Genomic DNA, 23,699 nt, shown 5'->3' with positions numbered 1-23,699 from the left:
AACAAGAAAAACGCTTCTGGAGTGCTGACCAAAAGCGTTTTGTCTACAGTCTGAAGACAGGTCTTAATGACCTGCCTTTTTTATATCCTATCGGCTTATAGTCTTGTAATTACAAAGATATCATAAATTGCCTTGATTGCGGTCTCGAAATCATCATTTGCCACACCGATGATGATGTTCAGCTCAGAGGATCCCTGGTCGATCATCTTGACATTGATATTTTTGTGTGCCAGTGCGGAGAAGATTCTACCTGCTGTACCGCGGGTGGACTTCATGCCACGACCTACCACGGCGATCAGCGCCAGATCGGACTCGATATCGATGGTGTCGGGATTTGCCAGTCTGTGGATGCCTGCCACGACTTTCTGCTCCTTGTGCATGAATTCGTCCTGATGTACGAATACGGTCATGGTATCAATACCGGAGGGAACATGTTCGAAGGAGATTCCGTTTTCCTCAAACGCCTGCAGTACCTTTCTGCCGAAACCGATCTCGGAGTTCATCATATCTTTTTCAATGTTCACAGCACAGAAGCCTTTTTTACCGGCGATACCGGTGATGACATATTTGGACTTCTGGCAGGTGCTTCCCACGATCCAGGTGCCATTGTCTTCCGGTGCATTGGTATTGCGGATATTGATGGGAATACCCTCCTGGCGTACCGGGAAGATGGCATCCTCATGCAGTACGGTAGCTCCCATATATGCCAGCTCGCGAAGTTCGCGGTAAGTGATGGTCTCAATAGCCTCGGGATGATCGATGATTCTGGGATCTGCGATCAGAAAACCGGACACATCCGTCCAATTCTCATAGACATCTGCTTTGGCAGCCTTGGCCACAATAGAACCGGTAATATCGGATCCGCCTCTGGAGAAGGTCTTTACCGTTCCGTCAGGCATAGAACCGTAGAATCCGGGAACTACCGCTTCCTTGCTCTCTGCCAGTCTGGCACGAAGTACTTCGTTGGTCTTTGCTGCGTCAAACTCACCGTTTTCATCGAAGAAAATTACGGTTGCCGCATCAATGAAATCATAGCCTAAGTAATTTGCCATGATGATACCGTTCAGATATTCGCCACGGGAAGCTGCATAATTGCTTCCGGATTTTGCCTTGAAATTTTTCTCAATGGTCCCAAACTCTTCACTAAGGTCCAGATCCAGCTGTAAACCATCTATAATCTCCTGGTAACGCGCCTTAATGGCATCCAGCTCTGCTTTGAAGCTCTTGCCCTGATCTGCCAGATCATAGCAGGCATACAGCATATCTGTTACCTTGGTATCCTTGGAAAATCTTTTTCCCGGTGCGGAAGGTACCACATATTTCCTCTCCTTATCCGCACGGATGATATTTCCTACCTTTTTGAACTGCTCTGCACTTGCCAGAGAGCTTCCACCGAATTTCACTACTTTTGACATAACATTTTCTCCTCAAATATATATATTTAGTACTCTTTATAATATTCTTTTTTTACACCAGGCGGATCCTGCCAAGCATCTGCTCACCCAGTGCTTCGTATTTTGCCAGGAACTCGCTCTCCTTCATGGGCTGTGTGAAGTATCCGAAGTCTTCCTTACGGTCTTCTAAATGCAGCTCTTTACCTCCGGGGAAAGCAGCCTCTACATTAGCTTCCGCTCCGGCCTTTGCTCTGATAAAAAAGCTTCTTACAGACTCACCTGTATCTACCAGCTTTACTTCCTCTTTGTCCCAGAAGCACATGATCACCTTGCCCTGATGTCTTGCACAGTCGATGACATCCGATACCACTGCACTGGCGGTGGGAAGCTTGCCTGCGCCCCGTCCGTAATACATGGAATCTCCCAGCATATTGCCGGTGACAAATACAGCATTGAACACCCCGTATACCATGGCCAGGGGATGGTCCTTGGGAAGCATGAACGGTGCCACCATAACTTCCGCTGTGTCATCGTCAATCGCACGGCTTCTGCCCAACAGCTTGATGGTATGCTCCGTAGCATTGGCATATTCGAAATCCGCTGCGGTAATCTTCGTAATACCCTCGGTAGGGATTTTCTCGGAGTCAACATTTTTACCAAACATCAGAGAAGACAAAATCGCGATTTTACGGCAGGCATCATGACCTTCTACATCTGCTTCCGGATTGCGCTCCGCATAGCCCTTGTCCTGTGCTTCCTTTAAGACAGTATCGAAATCCGCGCCTTCTTTTTCCATTTTGCTTAAGATATAGTTCGTGGTACCGTTTAAGATACCGTTGACAGCCTCAATCTTCTCCGCAGTCAGGGAATAGTTCAGCGGACGGATAATGGGAATACCGCCGCCCACACTTGCTTCAAATAAGTAGTTGCAGTTGTGCTCTCTGGCGATCTGCAACAGTTCGGGACCATGCTTTGCTACCAGCTCCTTGTTGGAGGTGCAGACACTTTTGCCCAGTTCCAGTGCCTGCTTCGTGAACTGGTAAGCAGCTCCGACACCGCCCATGGTCTCACAGATGATGGTTACGCTGTCATCCTGTAAGATCGTATTGAAATCATGAATGACCTTATTCTCATAAGGATCTCCGGGGAAGTCTCTCAGATCCAGGATGTATTTCACTTCCAGTTCCTGTGCGGACTTTTTATTTACCATGTCCTTATTTTTCTCGATAACTTCTACCACACCGCTGCCGACGGTGCCATAGCCCAATACTGCAACATTGATCATAATATGCTCCTCACTTTTATCTTTTTCGTTCCGACATTATTCCTTTGCCAGTATTTTCACATGATGTACACTGGTCTGCCCCTCCAGCTGTTCGATCATCCGGGAGATATCTCCCGTAGTCTGCAGTACCTGTATACTCAGTGTCAGAGATGCGATTCCGTTGATGGGAATACTCTGATGGATCGTCAGGATATTCGCCCGGTACTCTGCGATGATCTTCAGCACATCCGACAGAATTCCCGGTTCGTCATCCATCTGGAAAGTCAGCGTGATGGTCGTTCCCTGGGAATTGTCATGAAACGGAAAGATATCATCCTTGTACTTATAAAAAGAACTGCGGCTGATACCAACTGCATCAACCGCTTCCTGTATGGTCAGAACCTTCTCTGACTCAAGAAGCCGCTTTGCTTCCACTACCTTTAACAGTACCTCGGGGATTGCCTTCTGCTTCACCACGAAATACTTGGTCGTTTCTCCCATATGTTATCCTTTCCGCAATTCGTATCCGTAGTACGGACACTTGTTTTTCACTGAGGGATATTCTAGCACAGTAAAGTACGAAAGACAACCCCCATTTTTATCTTTTTCAGGCATTTTTATTGCATTTCGGAGCATTTCAGAGTATCAAAAAAGAGCCTTTCGGCTCTTTTTTTGATGCTCTGATCTTTAGATCAAAGGATACTTGTCTGTTAATTTCTGAATGATGGCTCTGGCTGCGGGAACCTGCTCTTCGCCGCCCTTGATGACCAGAGCAATGGCTTCTGCCACCTGATCCATGTCCTCGGTGTTCAGACCTCTGGAGGTTACAGCAGGGGTTCCTAAACGGATACCACTGGTCACGAACGGAGACTGGGGATCGTTGGGGATGGTGTTCTTGTTGGCAGTGATGTGCGCTGCATCCAGCAGCTTCTCCACAGCCTTACCGGTCAGTCCGTAAGGGGTCAGATCCACCAGCATCAGGTGATTGTCGGTGCCGCCGGATACGATCTTGATATCACGGCTCATCAGACCCTTGCACAGTGCCTGGGCATTATCCACGATATTCTTCTGATATACTTTAAAGTCGTCGCTTAATGCTTCCTCGAAGCAGACTGCCTTGGCAGCGATGACATGCATCAGAGGGCCGCCCTGGATGCCGGGGAAGATGGCTTTGTTGAAGTTGAACTTCTCATTGGCTTCCTTATTGCACAGGATCATACCGCCTCTGGGTCCACGCAGGGTCTTATGTGTGGTAGTGGTCACTACATCCGCATAAGGGATGGGACTTGGATGAAGGCCTGCTGCCACCAGTCCTGCGATATGTGCCATATCCACCATCAGTACGGCGCCCACTTCGTCCGCCACTTCACGGAACTTCTTGAAATCAATGGTTCTGGCATACGCAGAAGCACCGGCAATGATCATCTTAGGCTTGCATTCCAGTGCCAGTTCTCTCATTCTGTCATAATCTAAGAATCCGTTGTCATCCACGCCATAAGGTACTACATGGAAATATTTACCGGACATATTCACAGGTGAACCATGGGTCAGATGTCCGCCGTGATCCAGATTCATACCCATGATAGTATCACCGGGCTTCAGTACAGCAAACTGCACTGCCATATTCGCCTGTGCTCCGGAATGAGGCTGTACATTGGCATAATCACAGCCAAACAGTTTCTTGGCACGCTCGATTGCCAGATTCTCGATAACATCCACGCATTCACAGCCACCGTAATATCTCTTGCCGGGATAACCTTCCGCATATTTATTGGTCAGGGGACTGCCCATAGCCGCCATGACTGCCTTACTCACCCAGTTCTCGGAAGCGATCAGCTCGATATGACTGTTCTGACGATTCTCCTCGTCAATAATGGTCTGTGCCACCTCGGGATCTACTTTTTTTACTTCATCCAATGAATACATGCCTCATTCCTCCTTATGTTACGTTAATTCGCTAAACTTATGGTTTAGTATAGCATAGAACTATTCAGTTGCAAAGATGGAAAATGAACAATGTTGGCAGAAGCCCCTGAGTGTGTTAGAATAAACTTTAGTTATATCCTTACGAAAGATGAGGTATCCTCATGTATCATATTATTATCAATCCCGCCTCCCGCTCCGGCAGAGGGGCGAAGATCTGGTCAGAGCAGATTGAACCTGCTCTGAAAGAAAGCAATGCCGTATATCAGACCTATTTTTCAAAAAAGGCCGGAGAAGTAAAGCAGCTGGCTGCACAGATCACCGCAGAGCATCCTGACGATCCTGATTTAAAACTCATTATCTTAGGTGGCGATGGCACGGTGAACGAAGCCCTGCAGGGCATCGCTGATCCTTCTAAGGTGATCCTGGGTTACATTCCCACCGGCTCCAGCAACGATCTGGCCAGGGATCTTCATATTCCCAAAGAGCCGAAAGCAGCCCTTGATCTGATCCTTCGGGATGCTGCTCCCAGCATCATGGACTTAGGGAGACTTACTTATCTCGATGCGGATCAGCCGGAAGAATCCAGGCTGTTCGCTGTCAGCTGTGGAATCGGCTTTGACGCAGCCGTCTGTGCAGAAGCCATGCATTCCCCCATCAAGGATACCATGAACCGGATCGGTCTTGGCAAGCTGACGTATTTAGGAATCGCCTTAAAGCAGCTGATCACCGCCCGCAAGGTCTCCTGTACCCTGACATTGGAAGACACCGTGCATAACAGGCAGGAAGACTTAGCACTTCCACGCTTTTTGTTCGTTACCTGTATGAGTCACCGCTACGAGGGCGGCGGTTTCATGTTCTGTCCCTCCGCCAACGATCATGACGGCGTGCTGGATCTGTGCTCGGTAGGTAATATTTCCAAAGGACTGGTGCTGCTTGCCCTGCCCACAGCCTTTTTCGGTAAACACTATTTTGTTAAGGGGATCAATGCGCATACCGCCACCCGGATGTCCATTACCACTTCCTCTCCGTTGTGGGTACATACCGACGGAGAAGTAACCAGAAAAAGCTGTGGTTTTCGGGTAGAATGCCTCCCCGGTGCCATCCGCATGGTCACTCCCGAAGTGAAATAAACATACCCTAAAGATTTTCTTAAGAATGCTTAAGTATTCCAAAAAAACCTTGATTTTTTTCTTCCGGTGATTATACTAAAATTGATTTTGAAGCATAGGTTTGGTAGAGAAATGAGGTTTTTATGGAAAAGCTTAAGATCTTCTATTTAAAATATAAACATGCCGTTCCACTTATTATATATGCCATTATCTATATGACATGGTTCGCCTGGCTGGAGAAGAACACCACCGGGCATTACCGGATCATACATATGGCTGCCGATGACTACATCCCTTTCTGTGAGGTGTTCGTCATTCCTTACTTTTTATGGTTTGCCTATGTATCGGCAGTGGTCATCTACTTTTTCTTCAAAAATAAAGAGGATTACTACCGCACCTGTATTTTTCTCTTTACAGGCATGACGATCTTCCTGATCGTATCCACTCTGTGGCCCAACGGACAGCACCTTCGTCCCGCAGTAATGCCCAGAGACAATATCTTCACCCGCATGGTAGCCGCTCTGTACCGGACGGACACACCTACCAACCTGTGGCCCAGCATTCATGTATATAATTCTCTGGGTGCACATTTTGCGATCATCCGCAGCAAGTGCTTCGAGAAGAAAAAGGGCATCCGCATCGGATCCCTGATTTTGGCTTCTTCGATCATCCTGGCGACCATGTTCATCAAACAACACTCTGTCTTCGATGTACTCACCGCTTTCGTTATGGCAGCGATAATGTATACCCTGGTATATCGTTACGACCTGCTGATCGCAGTCAGAGAGTTCCGCAACAAGAGAAAAGCAAAACCGCAGATCGATTAATACATTCAATTTCTTGAGATAAAAAATGCAACGGTGTGATTCACCGTTGCATTTTTTATGAGTCACACCAGGTATGCTCACCGCTGTGGTCTGAATGATCACAGTACTTCTTCACTTTTCTGCAGTGCCGACGCAATGACCGCATCCATATCATAATAGCGATATTCCGCCAGTCTTCCTCCGAAGATCACATTCTGCTCGGCATCTGCCAGCTTCTTATACTCAGCATACAACGCGCCGTTCTTTTCATCGTTGACCGGATAGTAAGGCTCATCTCCCGGCTTCCATTCGGAGCTGTACTCTCTGCTGATGACCGTCTTCGGTAACTCCTGTCCCTGTTCGTCTTTGCCGAACTCGAACCATTTATGTTCAATGATCCGGGTCCAGGGAGTCTCACGGTCCGTATAATTCACTGCCGCATTGCCCTGGAAGTTCGGAATATCCAGCACCTCTGTCTCAAATCTTACGGAACGATATTCCAATGCTCCCAGCGAATATCCGAAATACGCATCGATGGGACCGGTATAGACGACTGTTTCCGCCAGTCTGTCCAGTTCCTCCTTCTGCTCCAGATAATCTGTATTCAGGTGTACTTCCATACCTTCTAACAAATGCTCCACCAGCCTCGTGTAACCGCCGATGGGAATGCCCTGATACAGGGCGTTGAAGTAATTATTATCAAAAGTCAGTCGAACCGGCAGACGCTTGATGATAAATGCCGGAAGTTCCTTACAGTCACGTCCCCACTGCTTCTCTGTATAGCCCTTGATCAGCTTTTCAAAAATATCTCTTCCAACCAGAGAAATGGCCTGCTCTTCTAAGTTCTTCGGCTCCGTGATACATGCTTCTTTTTTCTGCGCTTCGATCTTCGCCGCTGCTTCCGTAGGCGTCACCACACCCCACATTTTATTAAACGTATACATGTTAAAAGGCAGGGAATACAGTTCTCCACGGTAGTTTGCCACCGGGGAATTGGTGAACCGGTTGAACTCCGCAAATCTCGTAATATACTTCCATACCTTCGTATCATTGGTATGAAAAATATGGGCACCGTATTTGTGGACATGGATCCCTTCCACTTTTTCCGTGTAAATATTACCCGCCACATTGGGACGCTTGTCGATCACAAGAACCTTTTTCCCTCTGTCAGCCGCTTCTCTTGCGAACACGGCTCCGTACAGGCCGGAACCGACGACCAGATAATCGTATTTCATAGTTTCTATATATTTCCTTTCCCACAGACACATTCAGACACATTTCTGTACTAATATTATTCCCGTTTTATGTTACTGCTGCGTAGCAGTCTTCTGTCCGAAGACACGCTTCAGTACAAGCAGTGTCACCAGTGTCAGCAGAATACCGATCACCAGACAGATCACCACATTCTGTACAAATCCGGCAATGATATAGGTCACAAAAGAGATTGCTGCCACAGTCAGTACGTAAGGTACCTGGGTGGATACATGGTTGATATGATTACACTGTGCCCCTGCGGAAGCCATGATCGTGGTATCGGAGATAGGAGAACAATGGTCACCCATAACAGCACCTGCCAGACATGCAGACACACCGATGATGATCAGATGCTCGGCTCCGGGTACGATGGCTCCGGTAGCAGGATCGGTAAATACGCCGGTTACAATAGGGATCAGAATACCGAAGGTTCCCCAGCTGGTACCGGAAGCAAAAGCTAAGAAACATGCTACCAGGAAGATGATCGCGGGAAGCATATTGGTCAGCCCCGAAGAGGCACCCTGCATCAGACCTGCCACATAGACATCCGCGCCTAACAGTCCGGTCATGGTCTTCAGGGTAACTGCAAAGGTCAAAATCAGCATGGCAGGTACCATAGCGATAAAGCCCTGGGTCAGACAGTTCATGGCCTCCTTAAAGGATACCAGTCTTCTGCACATATAATATACAATGGCAAACAGCAGCGCGATCAGCGATCCCCAGGGAAGTCCCACAGAAGCATCTGTAGCACTGAAGGCATCGATGAAATCCACACCTTCGAAAAATCCGCCGACATAGATCATACCAACGACACAACAGATGATCAATACGATCACAGGGATCAACAGATCATATACTTTTCCTCTTTCAGAACCCTTGGGTGCGTTATCCGCATTTGTCACGCGTTCACCCTCCGTGAACAGGTCCCCCTTTTCTCTGGCATTACGCTCATGCTTAGCCATGGGACCGTAATCGAATCCCATCAGTGCCATTCCGACGACAAATACAATGGTTAACAGCGAATAATAGTTATAGGGAATTGCCCTTACAAACAGTTCGATGCCGGAATACACACCCTCATCCACCATACCGGATACTGCTGCTGCCCAGGAAGAGATCGGTGCGATCATACAGATGGGTGCCGCCGTGGCATCTATGATATATGCAAGCTTTGCGCGGGAAATCTTGTGTCCGTCTGTGACCGGCTGCATAACGGAGCCTACGGTCAGACAGTTGAAATAGTCATCCACGAAGATCAGAACACCTAATAAAAAGGTGGCAAGCAGTGCTCCCGCTCTGGTCTTTACATGCTTTTTCGCCCATTCACCGAAGGCTGCAGAGCCTCCTGCCTTGTTCATCAGTGCCACCATGGTTCCAAGCAGGATCAGGAACATGAAGATACCGATATTCCATGCATCCGCAACGGAATTGATGAATCCGTCGTTGATCACTGTGTCCAGCGTCGCAATGGGAGAAAATCCGGTATAGATCAAAGCTCCCGTAACGATACCGATAAACAGTGATGAATATACTTCCTTTGTGATCAGTGCCAGTACAATTGCTACCACCGGGGGTAGTAATGCCCAAATTGTTCCGTACATAATTTTGCCCTCTCTCGTAGTTTTTTTCGCAGTTTTTCACTACATATTTAAATTTATGTCAAACGTTTCAGTGTGTCAATATAATTTTCCAAATTAACGCTTTAGCACAGCAATTTATTTGTTTTAACTCTTTTTCGCTTTAAATCGCTAAATTTTCTTGCATCCGAACGCAATCTGGGCTATAATGGGCAATGACATTTATCAGAAAGGACGTGCCCCTCGCACGATGGAATACTATGAGCTTTGAATTTATCAAAAAACTCCCCACTCCTGCGGAGATCCGCAAGGAACTGCCTCTTCCGGCAGAATTAGCCAAGATCAAAGAAGAAAGAGACGCCGGGATCCGTGATGTTCTCACCGGCAAAAGCAATAAATTCCTTGTGATCATCGGACCCTGCTCCGCTGATAACGAGGATTCCGTATGTGACTATGTCAATCGTCTGGCAAGAGTCAATGAGCAGGTCAAGGACAAGCTGATCCTGATCCCCAGAATCTATACGAATAAGCCCCGTACTACCGGTGAAGGCTACAAGGGCATCACCAGCCAGCCCGATCCCGAGAAAAAGCCTGATTTCCTGGCTGGTCTGATGGCAATGCGTAAAATGCACATCCGTGCGATCCAGGAGACAGGACTTACCGCTGCAGACGAAATGTTATACCCGGAGAACTGGGGGTATGTATCCGACATCCTCTCCTATGTGGCCATCGGTGCCCGTTCCGTAGAGGATCAGCAGCATCGTCTGACCGTCAGCGGCTTTGATGTGGCTGCCGGCATGAAGAACCCTACCAGCGGAGACTTCTCCGTAATGCTGAACTCCGTATATGCGGCACAGCATCCCCACTCTTTCATCTATACCGGATGGGAAGTGAACACCCATGGCAACGACCTGGCACATACTGTACTGCGCGGTGCTACCAACAAGCATGGTGCCAACATTCCCAACTACCATTATGAAGATCTGATCCGCCTGTGGGATATGTACAATACGATGGACCTGAAGAATCCTGCCTGTGTCATTGATGCGAACCACTCCAATTCCAACAAGCAGTTCAAGGAGCAGATCCGTATCACCAAGGAGGTAATGCACAGCCGTAAGCTCAGTCCCGATCTGCACAAGCTGGTCAAGGGTGTCATGATCGAGAGCTATATCGAGGAAGGCAACCAGAAGGTAGGTGCCGGCTGCTACGGCAAGTCCATCACTGATCCCTGCCTGGGCTGGGAAGACAGCGAGCGTCTGATCTATGATATTGCAGAGTACGAATAAGGCAAAGCTTTTTTAGAAAAATTGCAGGAAGCCTTTTAATAACACAGGATTCACAAAGCATTCCAATATGCATCCGAAAACGAGCACCATCAGAATAAGTGCCAGTTTTCCCAATCTGCCGGGCAGGGACTTTTTTCCCTGCCCGGTTATATTATGATAAAAATAAATACTACGGTGCAGATCCTCACACCATCTGATCAACAGAAGTATCGCCGGCACATAACACAGATACTGTGGAAATGCACCTACAATTCCCAATAAGAGTCCTTTGACCCCATACCGGTAAATAGCCGTACTTATAAAAAAACCTATGGAAAATCCGTACTTTACCGTAATCCCCCCACAAAACACCAGTCCCAGATACGTGGTTGCCATAATGATCAGCACGATAAAATTCCGACATCTTTTACACAACACATACAAAAACAATCCTCTACTGTCCACTGTCATATATTTCATCCGGTACAACATATCTTCGTCCAGTATCCCCGTGGTCTGAAACCAGATTCTCCGTCCAAAATATGCTGCAGACAATCCGATTACAAATCCGATCAGGAACAAAAAACGCAGCGGAAGCTTTCCCGCCGGCAGCATTGATCTGTCCCATTTCCACAAATCCCCATCCTCCGCTTCACTGTGTTATGCTAATATATGCGGACAACATGCCGGATCATGCTTTGTCGGCACAAAAAAGCCCCATCAGACAGTTTTACTTGTCGGATGGGGCTTAGCATCTTAAATTATATATTATGCATTCAGATATTTTGAAGCATAGGTCAGAATACCACAGATGGTCTTGGAATCCTGAATCTTGCAGTCATAGATCATCTGCTTTAATTCCTCCACAGAATACGCCTCTACATTGATGAATTCATCTTCATCCAGATGCTGGCTTCCTCTGTCCTTCAGACCTCTCGCCAGATAGATGTCGATCTTCTCATTACAGAAAGCCACTGTGGTATAGATGGAAGTCAACAGTTCCACATGGTCGGTATGATACCCGGTCTCCTCCTGCAGTTCCCGCATAGCTGCCTGATCCGTAGGTTCTTCCCTGCCGTTCAGTCCTCCTGCCGGGATCTCCAGTGTCTCACGCTCCAGTGCATTACGGTACTGGCGCACCATCAGAAGCTTGCCGTCTTCTCTCACAGCCACCACGGCAGCCGCTCCCTTATGATCGATCAGATCCCATTTTGCAATATTGCCATTAGGAATCTGCATGGTATCCTGATAATAATCGAGAATGGCACCTTTTGCTACCAGATCACGGCTGATACGCTTGAATTTTTCCATGACTCATCGTCCCTTCTCATCCAAATATAACTCAAATAAACTTATTTGCTCTCCAGCAATTTATCTACGCTTACCATCTTGACACAAAGTACGAACAGATCCGTAGCCATTGCCATCTCTTCCGGAGTCGGGAAGGAAGGTGCAATACGGATATTCGAATCCTTCGGGTCCTTCTTATACGGGAAGGTTGCTCCTGCTCCGGTCAGCGTCACACCGGCTTCCTTACACTTTGCCACGATTGCCTTCGCACAGCCCTCCATGGCATCAAAGGAGATGAAATATCCGCCGTTGGGTTTCGTCCAGATACCGATACCAAGACCTCCCAGTTCCTCCTCCAGTACTTTCAGTACTGCCTCGAACTTGGGTCTCATAATAGCCGCATGTTTCTTCATATGTTCACGGACACCGTTGATGTCCTTAAAGTAACGCACATGGCGCAGCTGGTTGATCTTGTCATAACCGATAGTCTGGATCGTCATGGACTTACGCATATCATCCAGATTTGCCTTAGAGGATGCAATCGCTGCAATACCCGCTCCCGCAAATGTCACCTTGGAGGTAGAGCAGAACTCAAATACCATATCAGGATGTCCTGCCTTCTCACATTCAGAGAGAATCTCTAACAGCTGATCCTGTCTGTCATCGTATAAATGATGAATTGCATAAGCATTATCCCAAAAAATACGGAAATCCGGTGCCGCCGGCGTAAGCGCTGCGAAACGTCTTACCGTCTCATCGGAATAAGAATATCCCTGAGGGTTGGAGTACTTCGGTACACACCAAATACCCTTGATGGCGGGATCTTCGGATACCAGCTTCTCTACCAGATCCATATCCGGTCCTTCGGGAGTCATGGGAACGTTGATCATTTCGATTCCGAAATGCTCGGTAATACCAAAATGTCTGTCATAGCCGGGGACAGGGCACAAGAATTTAACATGATCCAGCTTGCACCAGGGGGTATTGCCTAAGAATCCGTGGGTCATAGCCCGGGATACGGTATCATACATGATGGTCAGACTGGCATTACCACAGACGATCACATTCTCCGGCTTCACTTCCAGAATATCAGCAATCAGTTTTTTCGCCTCGGGAATACCGTCCAGTCCCCCGTAATTACGAACATCCATGCCATCCTCAGCTTTCATAGCGCTCTGAGAATTCACAACATCGAGATAATCCATTGTCATATCCAGCTGGTTCACTGCCGGTTTTCCTCTGGACATATCCAGTTTCAGTCCTTTGCCTTTTGCATCTTCGTATGCAGCGTTAAGCTCTGCCTTCAATGTTAAAAGTTCTTCCTTGGATAATTCCTGATATGCTTTCATTTCGTACCATACCTTTCTCGTTCTTTCCCATGGGGAATACGCTTTCTTCTGTGAATATTGGATAATCGTATACAATCATACACTTTGAATATCATACTATAAGACAGCAGATAACACAATAGGGAACTTTCACTTTTTTTACTACTGTTTTTGATACAAATGTATGAAAACAGCCGCTGCATGTTTCCATACAACGGCTGTCAGTTACATCTTATGAAATTGTCATTTCTGACTGGTCAGTTATTTGGCGTAATCAATTACGCGGCTCTCACGGATCACATTTACCTTGATCTGTCCGGGATATTCCAGTTCAGCTTCGATCTGCTTGGAAATATCTCTTGCCAACAGTACCATATCGGCATCTGAGATCTGCTCAGGCACTACCATAACACGAACTTCACGACCTGCCTGAATAGCAAAAGATTTATCTACACCTTTGAAATTGTTTGTGATATCTTCTAACTGTCTTAATCTGCTAGTATAGGTTTCTAATGTTTCCCTTCTAGCTCCCGGTCTTGCAGCGGATATTGTATCAGCAGCTTGTACAATACATGCAATCAGGGAAGTAGGCTCTACATCGCCATGGTGAGATTCCACTGCGTTGATAACAGTAGCATTCTCTTTGTATTTCCGACACAGTTCAGCACCTAACTGAATATGGGAGCCTTCCATTTCGTGGTCAACTGCCTTACCGATATCATGCAGCAGTCCCGCTCTCTTGGCAAGTCTCACATCCAGTCCCAGCTCTGCAGCTAACAGCCCTGACAGCTGTGCCACTTCGATGGAATGCTTTAATGCGTTCTGACCATAGCTGGTACGGAATTTCATCTTGCCGAGTAATCTTACCAGTTCGGGATGGATGCCATGTACGCCAACCTCCAGGGTTGCGGCTTCTCCCTCTTCCTTGATCATTACTTCGACTTCCTTCTGCGCTTTCTCTACCATCTCTTCGATTCTGGCGGGATGAATACGTCCATCCACGATCAGCTTCTCCAGCGCAATTCTCGCTACCTCACGTCGGATCGGATCAAATCCGGACAGAATAACTGCCTCCGGTGTATCATCAATGATCAGGTCTACACCCGTCATGGTCTCAAGGGTACGGATGTTACGTCCCTCACGCCCGATGATACGTCCCTTCATCTCGTCATTAGGTAACTGTACAACGGAAATTGTAGTCTCAGAGACATGATCTGCTGCACATCTCTGTATTGCGTTAACCACATATTCCTTTGCCTTTTTGTCTGCTTCTTCTTTGGCCCGACTCTCCATTTCCTTGATCATCACGGCCGATTCATGCTTCACTTCATCTTCAACAATTTTCAATAAGTAATCTTTTGCTTGTTCAGAGGTTAATCCGGAAATTCGTTCCAGTTCCTGCACACGCTGCTCATTCAGCTTGGAGACTTCATCCTTCATACGGTTGAGAGTTTCTTCTCTGGATGCTAAACTTGCTTCGCGCTTCTCGATGGCATCTGCTTTCTTGTCGATGTTCTCTTCCTTCTGCTGAACTCTGCGCTCATACCGCTGAGCTTCCGCTCTGCGTTCCTTGATCTCTTTGTCCAGTTCATTCTTGGTACGAATGGACTCTTCCTTGACTTCCAGGAGTGATTCACGCTTTTTGTTCTCCGCAGTTCTCAGAGCTTCATCAATAATCTCTCTTGCCTTCTCCTCCGCATTACCGATCGTACTCTCCGCATTGTTCTTCAGGCGGGAAGTAGTAACTTTGGATGTGATCAGCACGGCTGCGATAACGGCTACGACAAGAACGATCGCAGAAGCCACTAATACTATTACAATATTAGTGTCCACTACAGGAGCACCTCCTTATGAAATTTTCATTGTACATTTTGCTCCGACAATACAAATTATCGTTCATAATAGAATGCAATTTATGTACATTCTAACAAGCAATTCACAACAGTATTAGTGTAAACTGAAATTACACCTCTGTCAAGTACAAGTCGCAATTACTCCAAAAATAGTTCCCATATTAAAATATTCTTTGTGCATTATTTCTTGTAAATACCACTCAATCCGACATTCTTAAAAATCATCGCCATGCATGCCGCCGATTGCCTTACGAATTACTTCCGCGGAAAACCCCTTCCTTGCCAGGAAGGCGTATATCTTCTGCCGTTCCTTCCAGTCCGTCTCGCCTTCTGTATCGTAGTGCTTCTTATGAAGGAGCTCCCGGATCATAGCCTGTTCATCCTGCTTACCACCGTTCTCCCGCCATACCTGCCATGCCTCTTCTATGGTCGCTGCTAAGATTCCCTTGCCCTGCAGATCCTGTTCGATCCGACGTCTGCTGCGGCTGTCCTCATGATAGGTAATATAGTCCACCGCATACCGCAGGTCATCAATATAATGAAATCCTGCCACATAGTCGATTGCCTGCTCTATGATCTTGGGCGGATAAAAGCCCTGCTGCAGCTTCGTCCGAAGCTGCGATGTGGTATATTCTCGTCCCTGTAACAGATTCATGGCACGAAGCTTCGCCCGTTTGGGAAGTACTTCCCCCATGATGGTCCGGTAGTCCTCTTCCTTTAACGGCTCGCCCTCTTTTATATGGTAGAGACGCAATTCGCCTTTGTATAATACAAAGGCGAATTCCTGGTCAATATATACCTTACTTCTCGATTTGGAAAGTTCCGTAACCTGTGTTACCAGCATGTATCTACTCTTCTTTCTCGGCTGCGGCAGCAACGTCTGCCTTCAGTCCGTAATGCTCTCTGACCTTCTCGGCGATCTCATCACAGACGGCAGGATTGTCCTTCAGATACTGCTTGGCATTCTCGCGTCCCTGTCCGATCTTGTTCCCTTCATAGGCATACCAGGCACCGGACTTGGCTACGACATCACAGCTGGCTGCCAGATCCAGAATATCTCCTACCATGGAAATACCCTCACCGAACATGATATCAAACTCTGCTTCCTTGAAAGGAGGCGCGATCTTATTCTTAACGACTTTGACACGGGTACGGTTACCGATGACTTCACCGCCCTGCTTCAGCGCTTCGATTCTTCTGACGTCCAGTCGTACGGAGGAGTAGAACTTCAATGCACGACCACCGGTGGTAGTCTCGGGATTACCGAACATTACACCTACCTTCTCACGCAGCTGGTTGATGAAGATTACGGTACAGTTGGACTTGCTGATGACAGCAGTCAGCTTACGCAATGCCTGGGACATCAGTCGTGCCTGTAAGCCCACATGGCTGTCTCCCATGTCACCGTCGATCTCCGCCTTCGGTACCAGTGCGGCAACAGAGTCCACTACAATAATATCGATGGCGCCGGAACGTACCATGGTCTCAGTGATCTCCAGTGCCTGCTCACCGTTATCCGGCTGGGAAATGTACAGATTATCAATGTCTACACCGATATTCTTCGCATAGACGGGATCTAAGGCATGCTCCGCATCGATGAATCCGGCAATACCACCTCTCTTCTGTACCTCTGCGATCATATGTAAGGTAACGGTGGTCTTACCACTGGATTCCGGTCCGTAGATCTCGATGATCCTTCCCTTGGGAATACCACCCAGTCCCAAGGCTATATCCAAACTTAAAGAACCGGTGGGAATGGTCTCCACATTCATCTGCGCTGTGGGATCTCCCAGCTTCATTACCGCGCCCTTTCCATATTGCTTCTCAATCTGGCTCAGTGCCGCATCCAATGCTTTAAGCTTATCGTCTTTTTCCATGTTAATCTCCTTTTCTTACAAGGAACAAATGTTCTGCTTTTATTTAGGATAAAACATTTGTTCGTGTTTGTCAATGTCTATTTTTATTATATCTATTTTATGTCCAATAAAACTCCCTTTAATAGCATCCCCCCCTATTTACTAATTTTGTCCCGATAATCGTCTGAAATTTTGGCGAATGCCTGAATTGCCGATAATCAGAGATAGAAAGACATGTCAGCGAATTACTCCGCTACAAGATATAAAAAGAATGTACCACACATCCCCGCTTCCCGCAAGGACGCATGATACATTTCTTTTTTTTCGGCACTATCTACAATTTTTACCCCCTACGTTTTGAGGGTATCTCACAAATTATTTTTTTGTTACTTTTTACCAAAAGTAACCTTGCTGAAGTATTTCAGTATACAGCTGCGCATCAGGATCAGCGCTGCACAGGTGGTTGCCTCTCTGATCTGGCTGCGGGTTCCTGAGAAATGATATTCCTTCACCGTAAGCTCTCCCTTCACGCTACATCCGATGTATACCAGCCCTACCGGCTTCTCCTCGGTTCCACCGTCCGGACCCGCAATGCCGGTCACTGCCACTGCCACATCCGACTTCATCAGCATTGCCGCTCCCTTTGCCATTTCACCGGCGGTTTTGCTGCTGACAGCACCGTATTTATCCAGTGTGCTCTTGCGTACACCCAAAAATTTTCTCTTGGCTTTGTTCGAATAAGTTACCAGTCCCGCCTTATAGCATTCCGATACCCCGGGCACGTTGATAATCCTTGCAGCGATCATACCGCCGGTGCAGGACTCTGCGGTAGTCACCGTCAGATCGTTGGCAAGCAGTAGATCCGCCACTGCCGTTTCCAGCGTCGTCTCCCCTTTTGTGCTGTAAATATCCGCTCCGAAACGGGATTTTAATTCCTTCACCACAGGTTTGATGGCTTTTCCGGCTGCCTTGGCATTCTCCCCGGAAGCCGTCACCCGGATATGTACCTCGCCGGTCTTGGCATAGGTGGCTATGGTCGGATTTGTCTGTTCGGCGATCAGATCCTTCAGGGTATCCTCCACCTGGCTCTCCGGCACACCGCAGATCTTCACAGTCTGGGAGCAGATAATTCCGGGAGTCAGGCCCTCCAGATACGGGAATACCTGCTGCTCGAACATCGGGATCAGCTCCGCAGGAGGCCCCGGTAATAATACAATACGGTTCCTGTCTGTCTCCAGAATAATGCCCGGAGCGGTTCCGTTGTCATTATCCAGAACCTTCGCTCCTTCGGGTACCATGGCCTGTTTCCAGTTATTATCCGTAGGCTGTATGTCTCTTACAGCAAAAAATTCTGCGATCCGTTCCATGCTGTGATCATCCACAGATAAATTTTTCCCGCAGACCTTTGCCACGGTCTCCTTGGTCAGATCATCCTCCGTGGGACCCAGTCCGCCGGATAACAGAATCACATCCGAGCGTTCCATGGCACATTTCAGTACTCCCGCCAGTCTCTCCGCATTATCTCCCACCACCGTCTGGTAGTAGCAGTCCAGTCCGGCTCCTGCCAGCTTTTCCGCAAGATATGCCGCATTGGTATTCACAATGTTCCCCAGTAATATTTCGGTGCCTACACAGATGATCTCCGCTGTCATATATTTACCGCCTTTCGCTATCCTTGTCACAGGTTTGTCCACAGACAGTATACTACACTTCCAAAGCAGAGAAAAGGAAATATTTTACTGCAGAGAGTTTTCTGCCTCCACCTTTTCCTGATTCCAGAGCTGATGTCGTATTTTTTCATCGGTTCCCCGATGGCTTCTCTCCCGCCACTGGGTAGGGGTGCATTCATACCGTTTCTGGAAACTGCGATGGAAAGAGCGCATGTTGGGAAATCCACACTCGTAGCTGATCTCCGTCACGGTTTTGCGGCTGTCCTTTAACAGATTGCATGCCAGAATCATCCGCTGCTGCGCTACATAAGAGGGAAATGAAATATTCAACTGAGAAGAAAAAATGTGAGACAGATAATACGGGCTGATCCCCAGCTCTTTTGCCACCTTCTGTGCTGTCAGTTCTACGGTAATATTGTCGTTGATATATTGTAACAGCCTCTGCGTAATATTCAGGTCAGATGGCTTGTCCTTTTTAATCACCGCAATATTTTCATACATGTCCGCAAGCAGTGCCATTAACAGCCCTTTATCCTGCCTGAACGGTCGCAGTTCCTTATGTAACCCGATGTCCGCCAGGATGTCTAACACCATCTGTCCGTACCGGCTGAGCATCCCTTTCTGAAAATAGGGAGACTTCATATCATAATAGGTAAGTTCTTCCTGAAATTCCCCAATGTAATCCATATCCGCAATGATCAGAAGCATCCCCACCTCTCCCACAGAGCTGTAAGAATGAATCTGATTCGGGTAGATCATCAGACAATCTCCGGTAGTCAGATGATATTTTACTCCCGCTACCGTGGCATCCATCTCTCCTTCCGTCAAATGAACAAATTCCATATGCTTATGCAGATGAAATGGGAAGTTCGGATGCCACCAGACATGACAGTCATAGACCTTTTTTCTGCTCTCATAAAACGGTTTTACTGTATTCATACTAATCTCCATTCCGCAGACGATTCCTTTCATCGAAAGAATCACAAATCAAATTTTGTACCGTCTGTATTCTACATACCATATTCCATTCCAGATTTCCACTATTTTCCCTGAAATAGCAATTTTTGTCCTATAAGTATTTTCTTTTTGTCGTGCAGCTTAAGCATTTTTCACGTACAATAATCTCAAATGAAAGCAGTACCAATTTATGAACAATATAAAGAAGAGGTGCTTTATGAATCGTACAGAAGCCAGAGAAAAAGCTGCCGCACTGGTAGCAAAAATGACAATCGAAGAAGTTGCATCGCAGCTGCTGCACTCCTCTCCCGCGATTCCACGTCTGGGCGTTCCCGCCTATGACTGGTGGAGCGAAGCGCTCCATGGAGTCGCCAGAGCCGGCACTGCCACCTGCTATCCACAGGCGATCGGTCTGGGCGCAACTTTTGACCGTGATCTTCTGCAAAAAATTGCCGGTTCCATCGCACTGGAAGCCAGGGCAAAATATAACGCATATTCCCGTCTGGAGGATCGTACGCGCTATAAGGGTGTGACCATGTGGTCTCCCAATATCAATATCTTCCGCGATCCCCGCTGGGGAAGAGGTCAGGAGACCTACGGAGAAGACCCCATGCTTACTGCTACCCTTGGCTGTGCCTTTGTAGAAGGATTACAAACGAAACGGGACGGGTACTTAACTACCGCCGCCTGTGCCAAACATTTTGCGGTACACTCCGGTCCGGAAGCCCTGCGTCACAGTTTTGACGCCAAGGCTACGAAAAAAGATCTGTGGGAGACATATCTTCCCGCTTTTGAAGCCCTGGTAAAGCAGGCAGATGTGGAAGCTGTCATGGGTGCCTACAATCGCACCAACGAGGAACCCTGTTGTGCACACTCCTATCTTATGGAAGAAGTACTTCGCGGTAAATGGCATTTTCAAGGACATTTCGTCTCCGATTGCTGGGCAATCCGGGATTTCCACGAAGGACACCATGTGACTGCTTTTCCTGAAGATTCTGCTGCTCTCGCCCTGGAGAAGGGCTGTGACTTAAACTGCGGCTGTACCTATGAATATATCTTACAGGCATATAAACAGGGAAAAGTGAGCGAAGAAGAGATCCGCCGCAGTGCCGTGCGCCTCTTCACCACCAGATATCTGTTGGGACTCTTTGACCACAGTATATTAGACGAAATTCCATACAATGTGGTGGGCTGCAAGAAGCACAGAGAACTGGCTTATCAGGCTGCTGTGGAGAGCTGTGTACTGTTAAAAAATAACGGCACACTGCCCCTTTCCCTGAAGGATAAAAAACGTGTGGCAGTCATCGGTCCCAACGCCGACAGTCATGCCGCATTAGTCGGCAATTACAACGGTACCCCGCCCCGCTCCATCACTGTGGTGGAAGGCATCATAAGAATCTGCGAAGATACCGACTGGGATGTGAATTATGCGGAAGGGTGTCTGCTCTATGACGATCCTTCTATTCGGAAGGTATTTCAGAATTACCGCATCCCGGAGGCTGTGGCTTTGGCGCAGTCCTGCGATCTCGCCATCCTCTGCGTCGGTCTCGATATTACACTGGAAGGTGAACAGGGAGATGCCGGCAATGCGTTTGCCAGCGGTGACAAACCGGATCTATTGCTTCCCAAGATTCAGAGAGACCTAGTGGAACAGGTACTTGCTACCGGCACTCCGGTGATTCTGGTCGATCTCGCCGGAAGCCCCATAGATCTATCCGCTTATGAGGATCAGGTGTCTGCGATCCTGCATGCCTGGTATCCCGGCGGCGAAGGTGGACGTGCTATTGCGGATATTCTGTTTGGCAAAGTATCTCCCGGCGGCAAACTGCCACTTACCTTCTATTATAATGATAGTCCTCTTCCGGACATTACCGATTATCGCATGACCGGACGTACCTACCGTTATTTGGAAGGCAAACCCTGGAAGCCTTTCGGCTTCGGACTGACATACGGAGAATTACAGATTACAGAAGCGAAAGTGTCAGAGGTAGAATACACGAGGGAGATTCCCTCCGCACAGATCACTCTGCACTGTCAGAATCCCACGGATCGTGACTTAAGTGATGTCATACAGGTTTATGTCCATGTGAATGGCTCCGCCAATGAAGTGCCGAATCACAAGTTGGCAGCCTTTGAGCGGATCCGCCTGGAAGCCGGAGCAGACCGGGAATTACGGATTGAAGTTCCCGCCGTGGCATTTACTACAGTAGATGATTCCGGTAACCGTAACTGTGATGGTACATCCGCTACATTATATGTAGGATTTGCCCAGCCGGATCTGACCGAAGAAGGTCAGAAGACCTATGAATACGGCAGAGGACAGATCCTCGAGATCCCATTACACTGAGCACTATGGTGGTAAGCCATTTGCTATAGAGAGATGTATTTTTAAAACAAGAAGGATAAATCCTCTCCTCGACATAGAGGTCTGGATTTTCCTTCGGAAAACAAGGAGGATAAATCCTCTCCTCACCATAGAGGCTCGGATTTTCCTTCGGAAAACAAGGAGGATTACAATGAAAAGAAACAAGATCTTAAGCTTACTGCTGTCAGTTTCCATGCTGACCGCACTCACCGCCTGCGGAAACCAGGGTTCCGATACTCCCGCAGCATCCACCGATGCCGCAGGCACTGCAGCGGCTACCGAAAGCGCCGCTTCTTCCGATAACGGCTATGTGCTGGACAAGGTTACCCTCGTCGTAGACGGTACTTTCAATGCATCCGTAGATGCTTATCAGGACAAGTTCATCGAACAGTGGGACGTTGCTGTCAGTGAAGCACTTGGTCATCCCATCAGCCTGAATATCCAGCAGTTAGACCATTCCAGTTATGTAGATGGTGTCGGTCGTCTGTTCGCCAGCGGTGATTATCCTGATGTGATTCTGCTGAATGCAAGTCAGTATGCCGAATATGCAAAAACCGGTCTTCTGTGGGATATGACAGATGCCTATGATAATGCAAAGTTCCAGAGCCATATGGTACTTCCCGCAGTGAACCAGAGCGTTCGTATCGATGGCAGACAGTATGGTCTGTCCACCGGTCTTGGCGGCGGTTGTATCACTTATGTAAAACAGGCATGGCTGGATGCTGTTGGCATGAAGGCTGAAGATGTTACCGACTGGGATTCCTACTATGCAATGTTAAAGGCATTCACCGAGCAGGATCCTGACGGCAACGGCAAGAATGATACCTATGGCGTTGCTGCGGCAGGCTTTATCGGTTCTGAGGCTCCTTATACCAACTACCTGCCTCAGTTCTGGCAGAATGCATACCCCAACTTCACTTATGATGAGAATGGTGTATGGTATGATGGTTTCAACACTCAAGAGACCAAGGATGCTCTGCTTCGTTTACAGCAGGCTTACGCTGACGGCGTTATCGATCCCGAGTCCCTGACCATGGGTACCAAGGATGTTCGTGAAAAATGGTGGTCTTCTGACCAGTCCGGTTCCTTCGGCGCTTTCACTTACTGGTCCGGTTACTGGAACGATAATCTGATCAACAACATGGACAAAAACGGTGTGGATTCCGGGCTGGCAAGACTGGCTCCCCTCGCTGAAATGGATGGCTACCTGAACCGAGAATCTCCTGTGTACTGCATTATTGATGACGGTGACGGCGATGATTCCAGAGAACAGGCAATTTTTGATGCAGTCTTCGAAACCATGTTTGATGGTGGCACTGTACAGACACTGTGGGTATACGGTGCTGAGGGTTATCACTGGTCTACCAAAGCAGAAACTATTGTTACCGGTGAAGGTACCGACAATGCAAAGACCTATGAGTATAAAGATGGTGAATTTCATCTTCGCCTGAACCCTTCCGATCCCAGTGCTCTATGGAAAAAGAATGCTATTGATCCTTCTTCCATGATCTGCTCCTTAGAGAATGGTTTTGAATCCGCTACCGACCTGACCAAAGAATGTAACGAGTTTTTCTCCGAGCACAGCGTAGATGCTCCTCATTCCGCATCCTGTGATGCCATCACCAACTACGGTGGCACCATCACCGATGCCAAGAACGCAGTCATCGCTGAAGTGGTTGTAAAGGGTGGCAATGTAGATGCCGCTATGGACAACTATGTGAAGACAACTCAGGATATGGTAGATGAGATTCTCTCCGAGTTGAATGTACAGTAGTCCTTATA

19 protein-coding genes are annotated in these 23,699 nt (G+C 47.7%); 5 read left to right on the top strand and 14 right to left on the bottom strand.

The window, feature by feature from the left end:
- Positions 1–95: 95 nt before the first annotated feature.
- The 4 genes from ACTRDR_RS07835 to glyA all read right to left on the bottom strand — a co-directional run bounded on the left by ACTRDR_RS07835 (position 96) and on the right by glyA (position 4,584).
- Positions 96–1,415: an aspartate kinase gene (locus tag ACTRDR_RS07835; protein WP_440526802.1), complete on the bottom strand. Its 1,320-nt coding sequence runs from the start codon at positions 1,413–1,415 to the stop codon at positions 96–98.
- Between the two features lie 52 nt (positions 1,416–1,467).
- Entirely contained in the window at positions 1,468–2,679 is a 1,212-nt protein-coding gene (locus tag ACTRDR_RS07830) for a homoserine dehydrogenase (protein WP_178048983.1), read from the bottom strand.
- 36 nt (positions 2,680–2,715) lie between these two features.
- Positions 2,716–3,159 (bottom strand): ACT domain-containing protein, encoded by a 444-nt coding sequence (locus ACTRDR_RS07825; protein WP_154496435.1) that lies wholly within the window; start codon positions 3,157–3,159, stop codon positions 2,716–2,718.
- A 186-nt stretch (positions 3,160–3,345) separates the two neighbouring features.
- Complete coding sequence (gene glyA, locus ACTRDR_RS07820) at positions 3,346–4,584, bottom strand: serine hydroxymethyltransferase (protein WP_440526801.1); 1,239 nt, start codon at positions 4,582–4,584, stop codon at positions 3,346–3,348.
- Between the two features lie 161 nt (positions 4,585–4,745).
- On the opposite strand from glyA, the gene ACTRDR_RS07815 reads away from it, so the two are divergent.
- Positions 4,746–5,714 (top strand): YegS/Rv2252/BmrU family lipid kinase, encoded by a 969-nt coding sequence (locus ACTRDR_RS07815; protein WP_176864330.1) that lies wholly within the window; start codon positions 4,746–4,748, stop codon positions 5,712–5,714.
- Positions 5,715–5,836: 122 nt separating this feature from the next.
- Positions 5,837–6,520, top strand: a complete 684-nt coding sequence (locus ACTRDR_RS07810; RefSeq protein ID WP_176864332.1) for a phosphatase PAP2 family protein — start codon at positions 5,837–5,839, stop codon at positions 6,518–6,520.
- A gap of 98 nt (positions 6,521–6,618) precedes the next feature.
- Here ACTRDR_RS07810 and glf read toward each other — a convergent pair whose 3' ends face one another.
- Both glf and ACTRDR_RS07800 read right to left on the bottom strand, forming a co-directional pair.
- The gene (gene glf, locus ACTRDR_RS07805; protein WP_440526798.1) at positions 6,619–7,734 is read right to left on the bottom strand and encodes a UDP-galactopyranose mutase; all 1,116 of its coding nucleotides are present in this window, start codon (positions 7,732–7,734) and stop codon (positions 6,619–6,621) included.
- A gap of 72 nt (positions 7,735–7,806) precedes the next feature.
- Positions 7,807–9,354, bottom strand: coding sequence for a Na+/H+ antiporter NhaC family protein (locus ACTRDR_RS07800; protein WP_440526796.1), 1,548 nt, complete (start codon positions 9,352–9,354; stop codon positions 7,807–7,809).
- Positions 9,355–9,590: 236 nt separating this feature from the next.
- On the opposite strand from ACTRDR_RS07800, the gene ACTRDR_RS07795 reads away from it, so the two are divergent.
- Complete coding sequence (locus ACTRDR_RS07795) at positions 9,591–10,619, top strand: 3-deoxy-7-phosphoheptulonate synthase (protein ID WP_440526794.1); 1,029 nt, start codon at positions 9,591–9,593, stop codon at positions 10,617–10,619.
- Between the two features lie 12 nt (positions 10,620–10,631).
- Here ACTRDR_RS07795 and ACTRDR_RS07790 read toward each other — a convergent pair whose 3' ends face one another.
- From ACTRDR_RS07790 to ACTRDR_RS07755, 8 genes are all read right to left on the bottom strand, one after another.
- Positions 10,632–11,234: a hypothetical protein gene (locus tag ACTRDR_RS07790; RefSeq protein ID WP_440526793.1), complete on the bottom strand. Its 603-nt coding sequence runs from the start codon at positions 11,232–11,234 to the stop codon at positions 10,632–10,634.
- A 132-nt stretch (positions 11,235–11,366) separates the two neighbouring features.
- Positions 11,367–11,909: an NUDIX domain-containing protein gene (locus ACTRDR_RS07785; RefSeq protein WP_176862218.1), complete on the bottom strand. Its 543-nt coding sequence runs from the start codon at positions 11,907–11,909 to the stop codon at positions 11,367–11,369.
- A gap of 41 nt (positions 11,910–11,950) precedes the next feature.
- Positions 11,951–13,237 carry an aminotransferase class I/II-fold pyridoxal phosphate-dependent enzyme gene (locus ACTRDR_RS07780; protein WP_440526791.1) on the bottom strand — a complete coding sequence of 429 codons (1,287 nt, stop codon included), beginning with the start codon at positions 13,235–13,237 and terminating at the stop codon, positions 11,951–11,953.
- 240 nt (positions 13,238–13,477) lie between these two features.
- The gene (gene rny, locus ACTRDR_RS07775) at positions 13,478–15,049 is read right to left on the bottom strand and encodes a ribonuclease Y (RefSeq protein ID WP_440526789.1); all 1,572 of its coding nucleotides are present in this window, start codon (positions 15,047–15,049) and stop codon (positions 13,478–13,480) included.
- 234 nt (positions 15,050–15,283) lie between these two features.
- Positions 15,284–15,913, bottom strand: coding sequence for a regulatory protein RecX (locus tag ACTRDR_RS07770; protein ID WP_440526787.1), 630 nt, complete (start codon positions 15,911–15,913; stop codon positions 15,284–15,286).
- A 4-nt stretch (positions 15,914–15,917) separates the two neighbouring features.
- Positions 15,918–16,946: a recombinase RecA gene (recA, locus tag ACTRDR_RS07765; RefSeq protein ID WP_176862225.1), complete on the bottom strand. Its 1,029-nt coding sequence runs from the start codon at positions 16,944–16,946 to the stop codon at positions 15,918–15,920.
- A gap of 365 nt (positions 16,947–17,311) precedes the next feature.
- Positions 17,312–18,577: a competence/damage-inducible protein A gene (locus ACTRDR_RS07760; protein WP_176862227.1), complete on the bottom strand. Its 1,266-nt coding sequence runs from the start codon at positions 18,575–18,577 to the stop codon at positions 17,312–17,314.
- 84 nt (positions 18,578–18,661) lie between these two features.
- Complete coding sequence (locus tag ACTRDR_RS07755; RefSeq protein WP_440526785.1) at positions 18,662–19,534, bottom strand: AraC family transcriptional regulator; 873 nt, start codon at positions 19,532–19,534, stop codon at positions 18,662–18,664.
- Positions 19,535–19,769: 235 nt separating this feature from the next.
- On the opposite strand from ACTRDR_RS07755, the gene ACTRDR_RS07750 reads away from it, so the two are divergent.
- Positions 19,770–21,899, top strand: coding sequence for a glycoside hydrolase family 3 C-terminal domain-containing protein (locus ACTRDR_RS07750; RefSeq protein ID WP_440526783.1), 2,130 nt, complete (start codon positions 19,770–19,772; stop codon positions 21,897–21,899).
- A 169-nt stretch (positions 21,900–22,068) separates the two neighbouring features.
- Positions 22,069–23,691: an extracellular solute-binding protein gene (locus tag ACTRDR_RS07745; protein ID WP_440526781.1), complete on the top strand. Its 1,623-nt coding sequence runs from the start codon at positions 22,069–22,071 to the stop codon at positions 23,689–23,691.
- The last annotated feature ends 8 nt before the right edge of the window (positions 23,692–23,699 follow it).

The sequence above is a fragment of the Simiaoa sp. genome, from assembly GCF_051972595.1.
In the GTDB taxonomy this organism is placed as follows: domain Bacteria; phylum Bacillota; class Clostridia; order Lachnospirales; family Lachnospiraceae; genus Acetatifactor; species Acetatifactor hominis.
The sequence above is the reverse complement of the archived record's forward strand: the minus strand, read 5'-3'. Positions and strand labels throughout refer to the sequence as shown.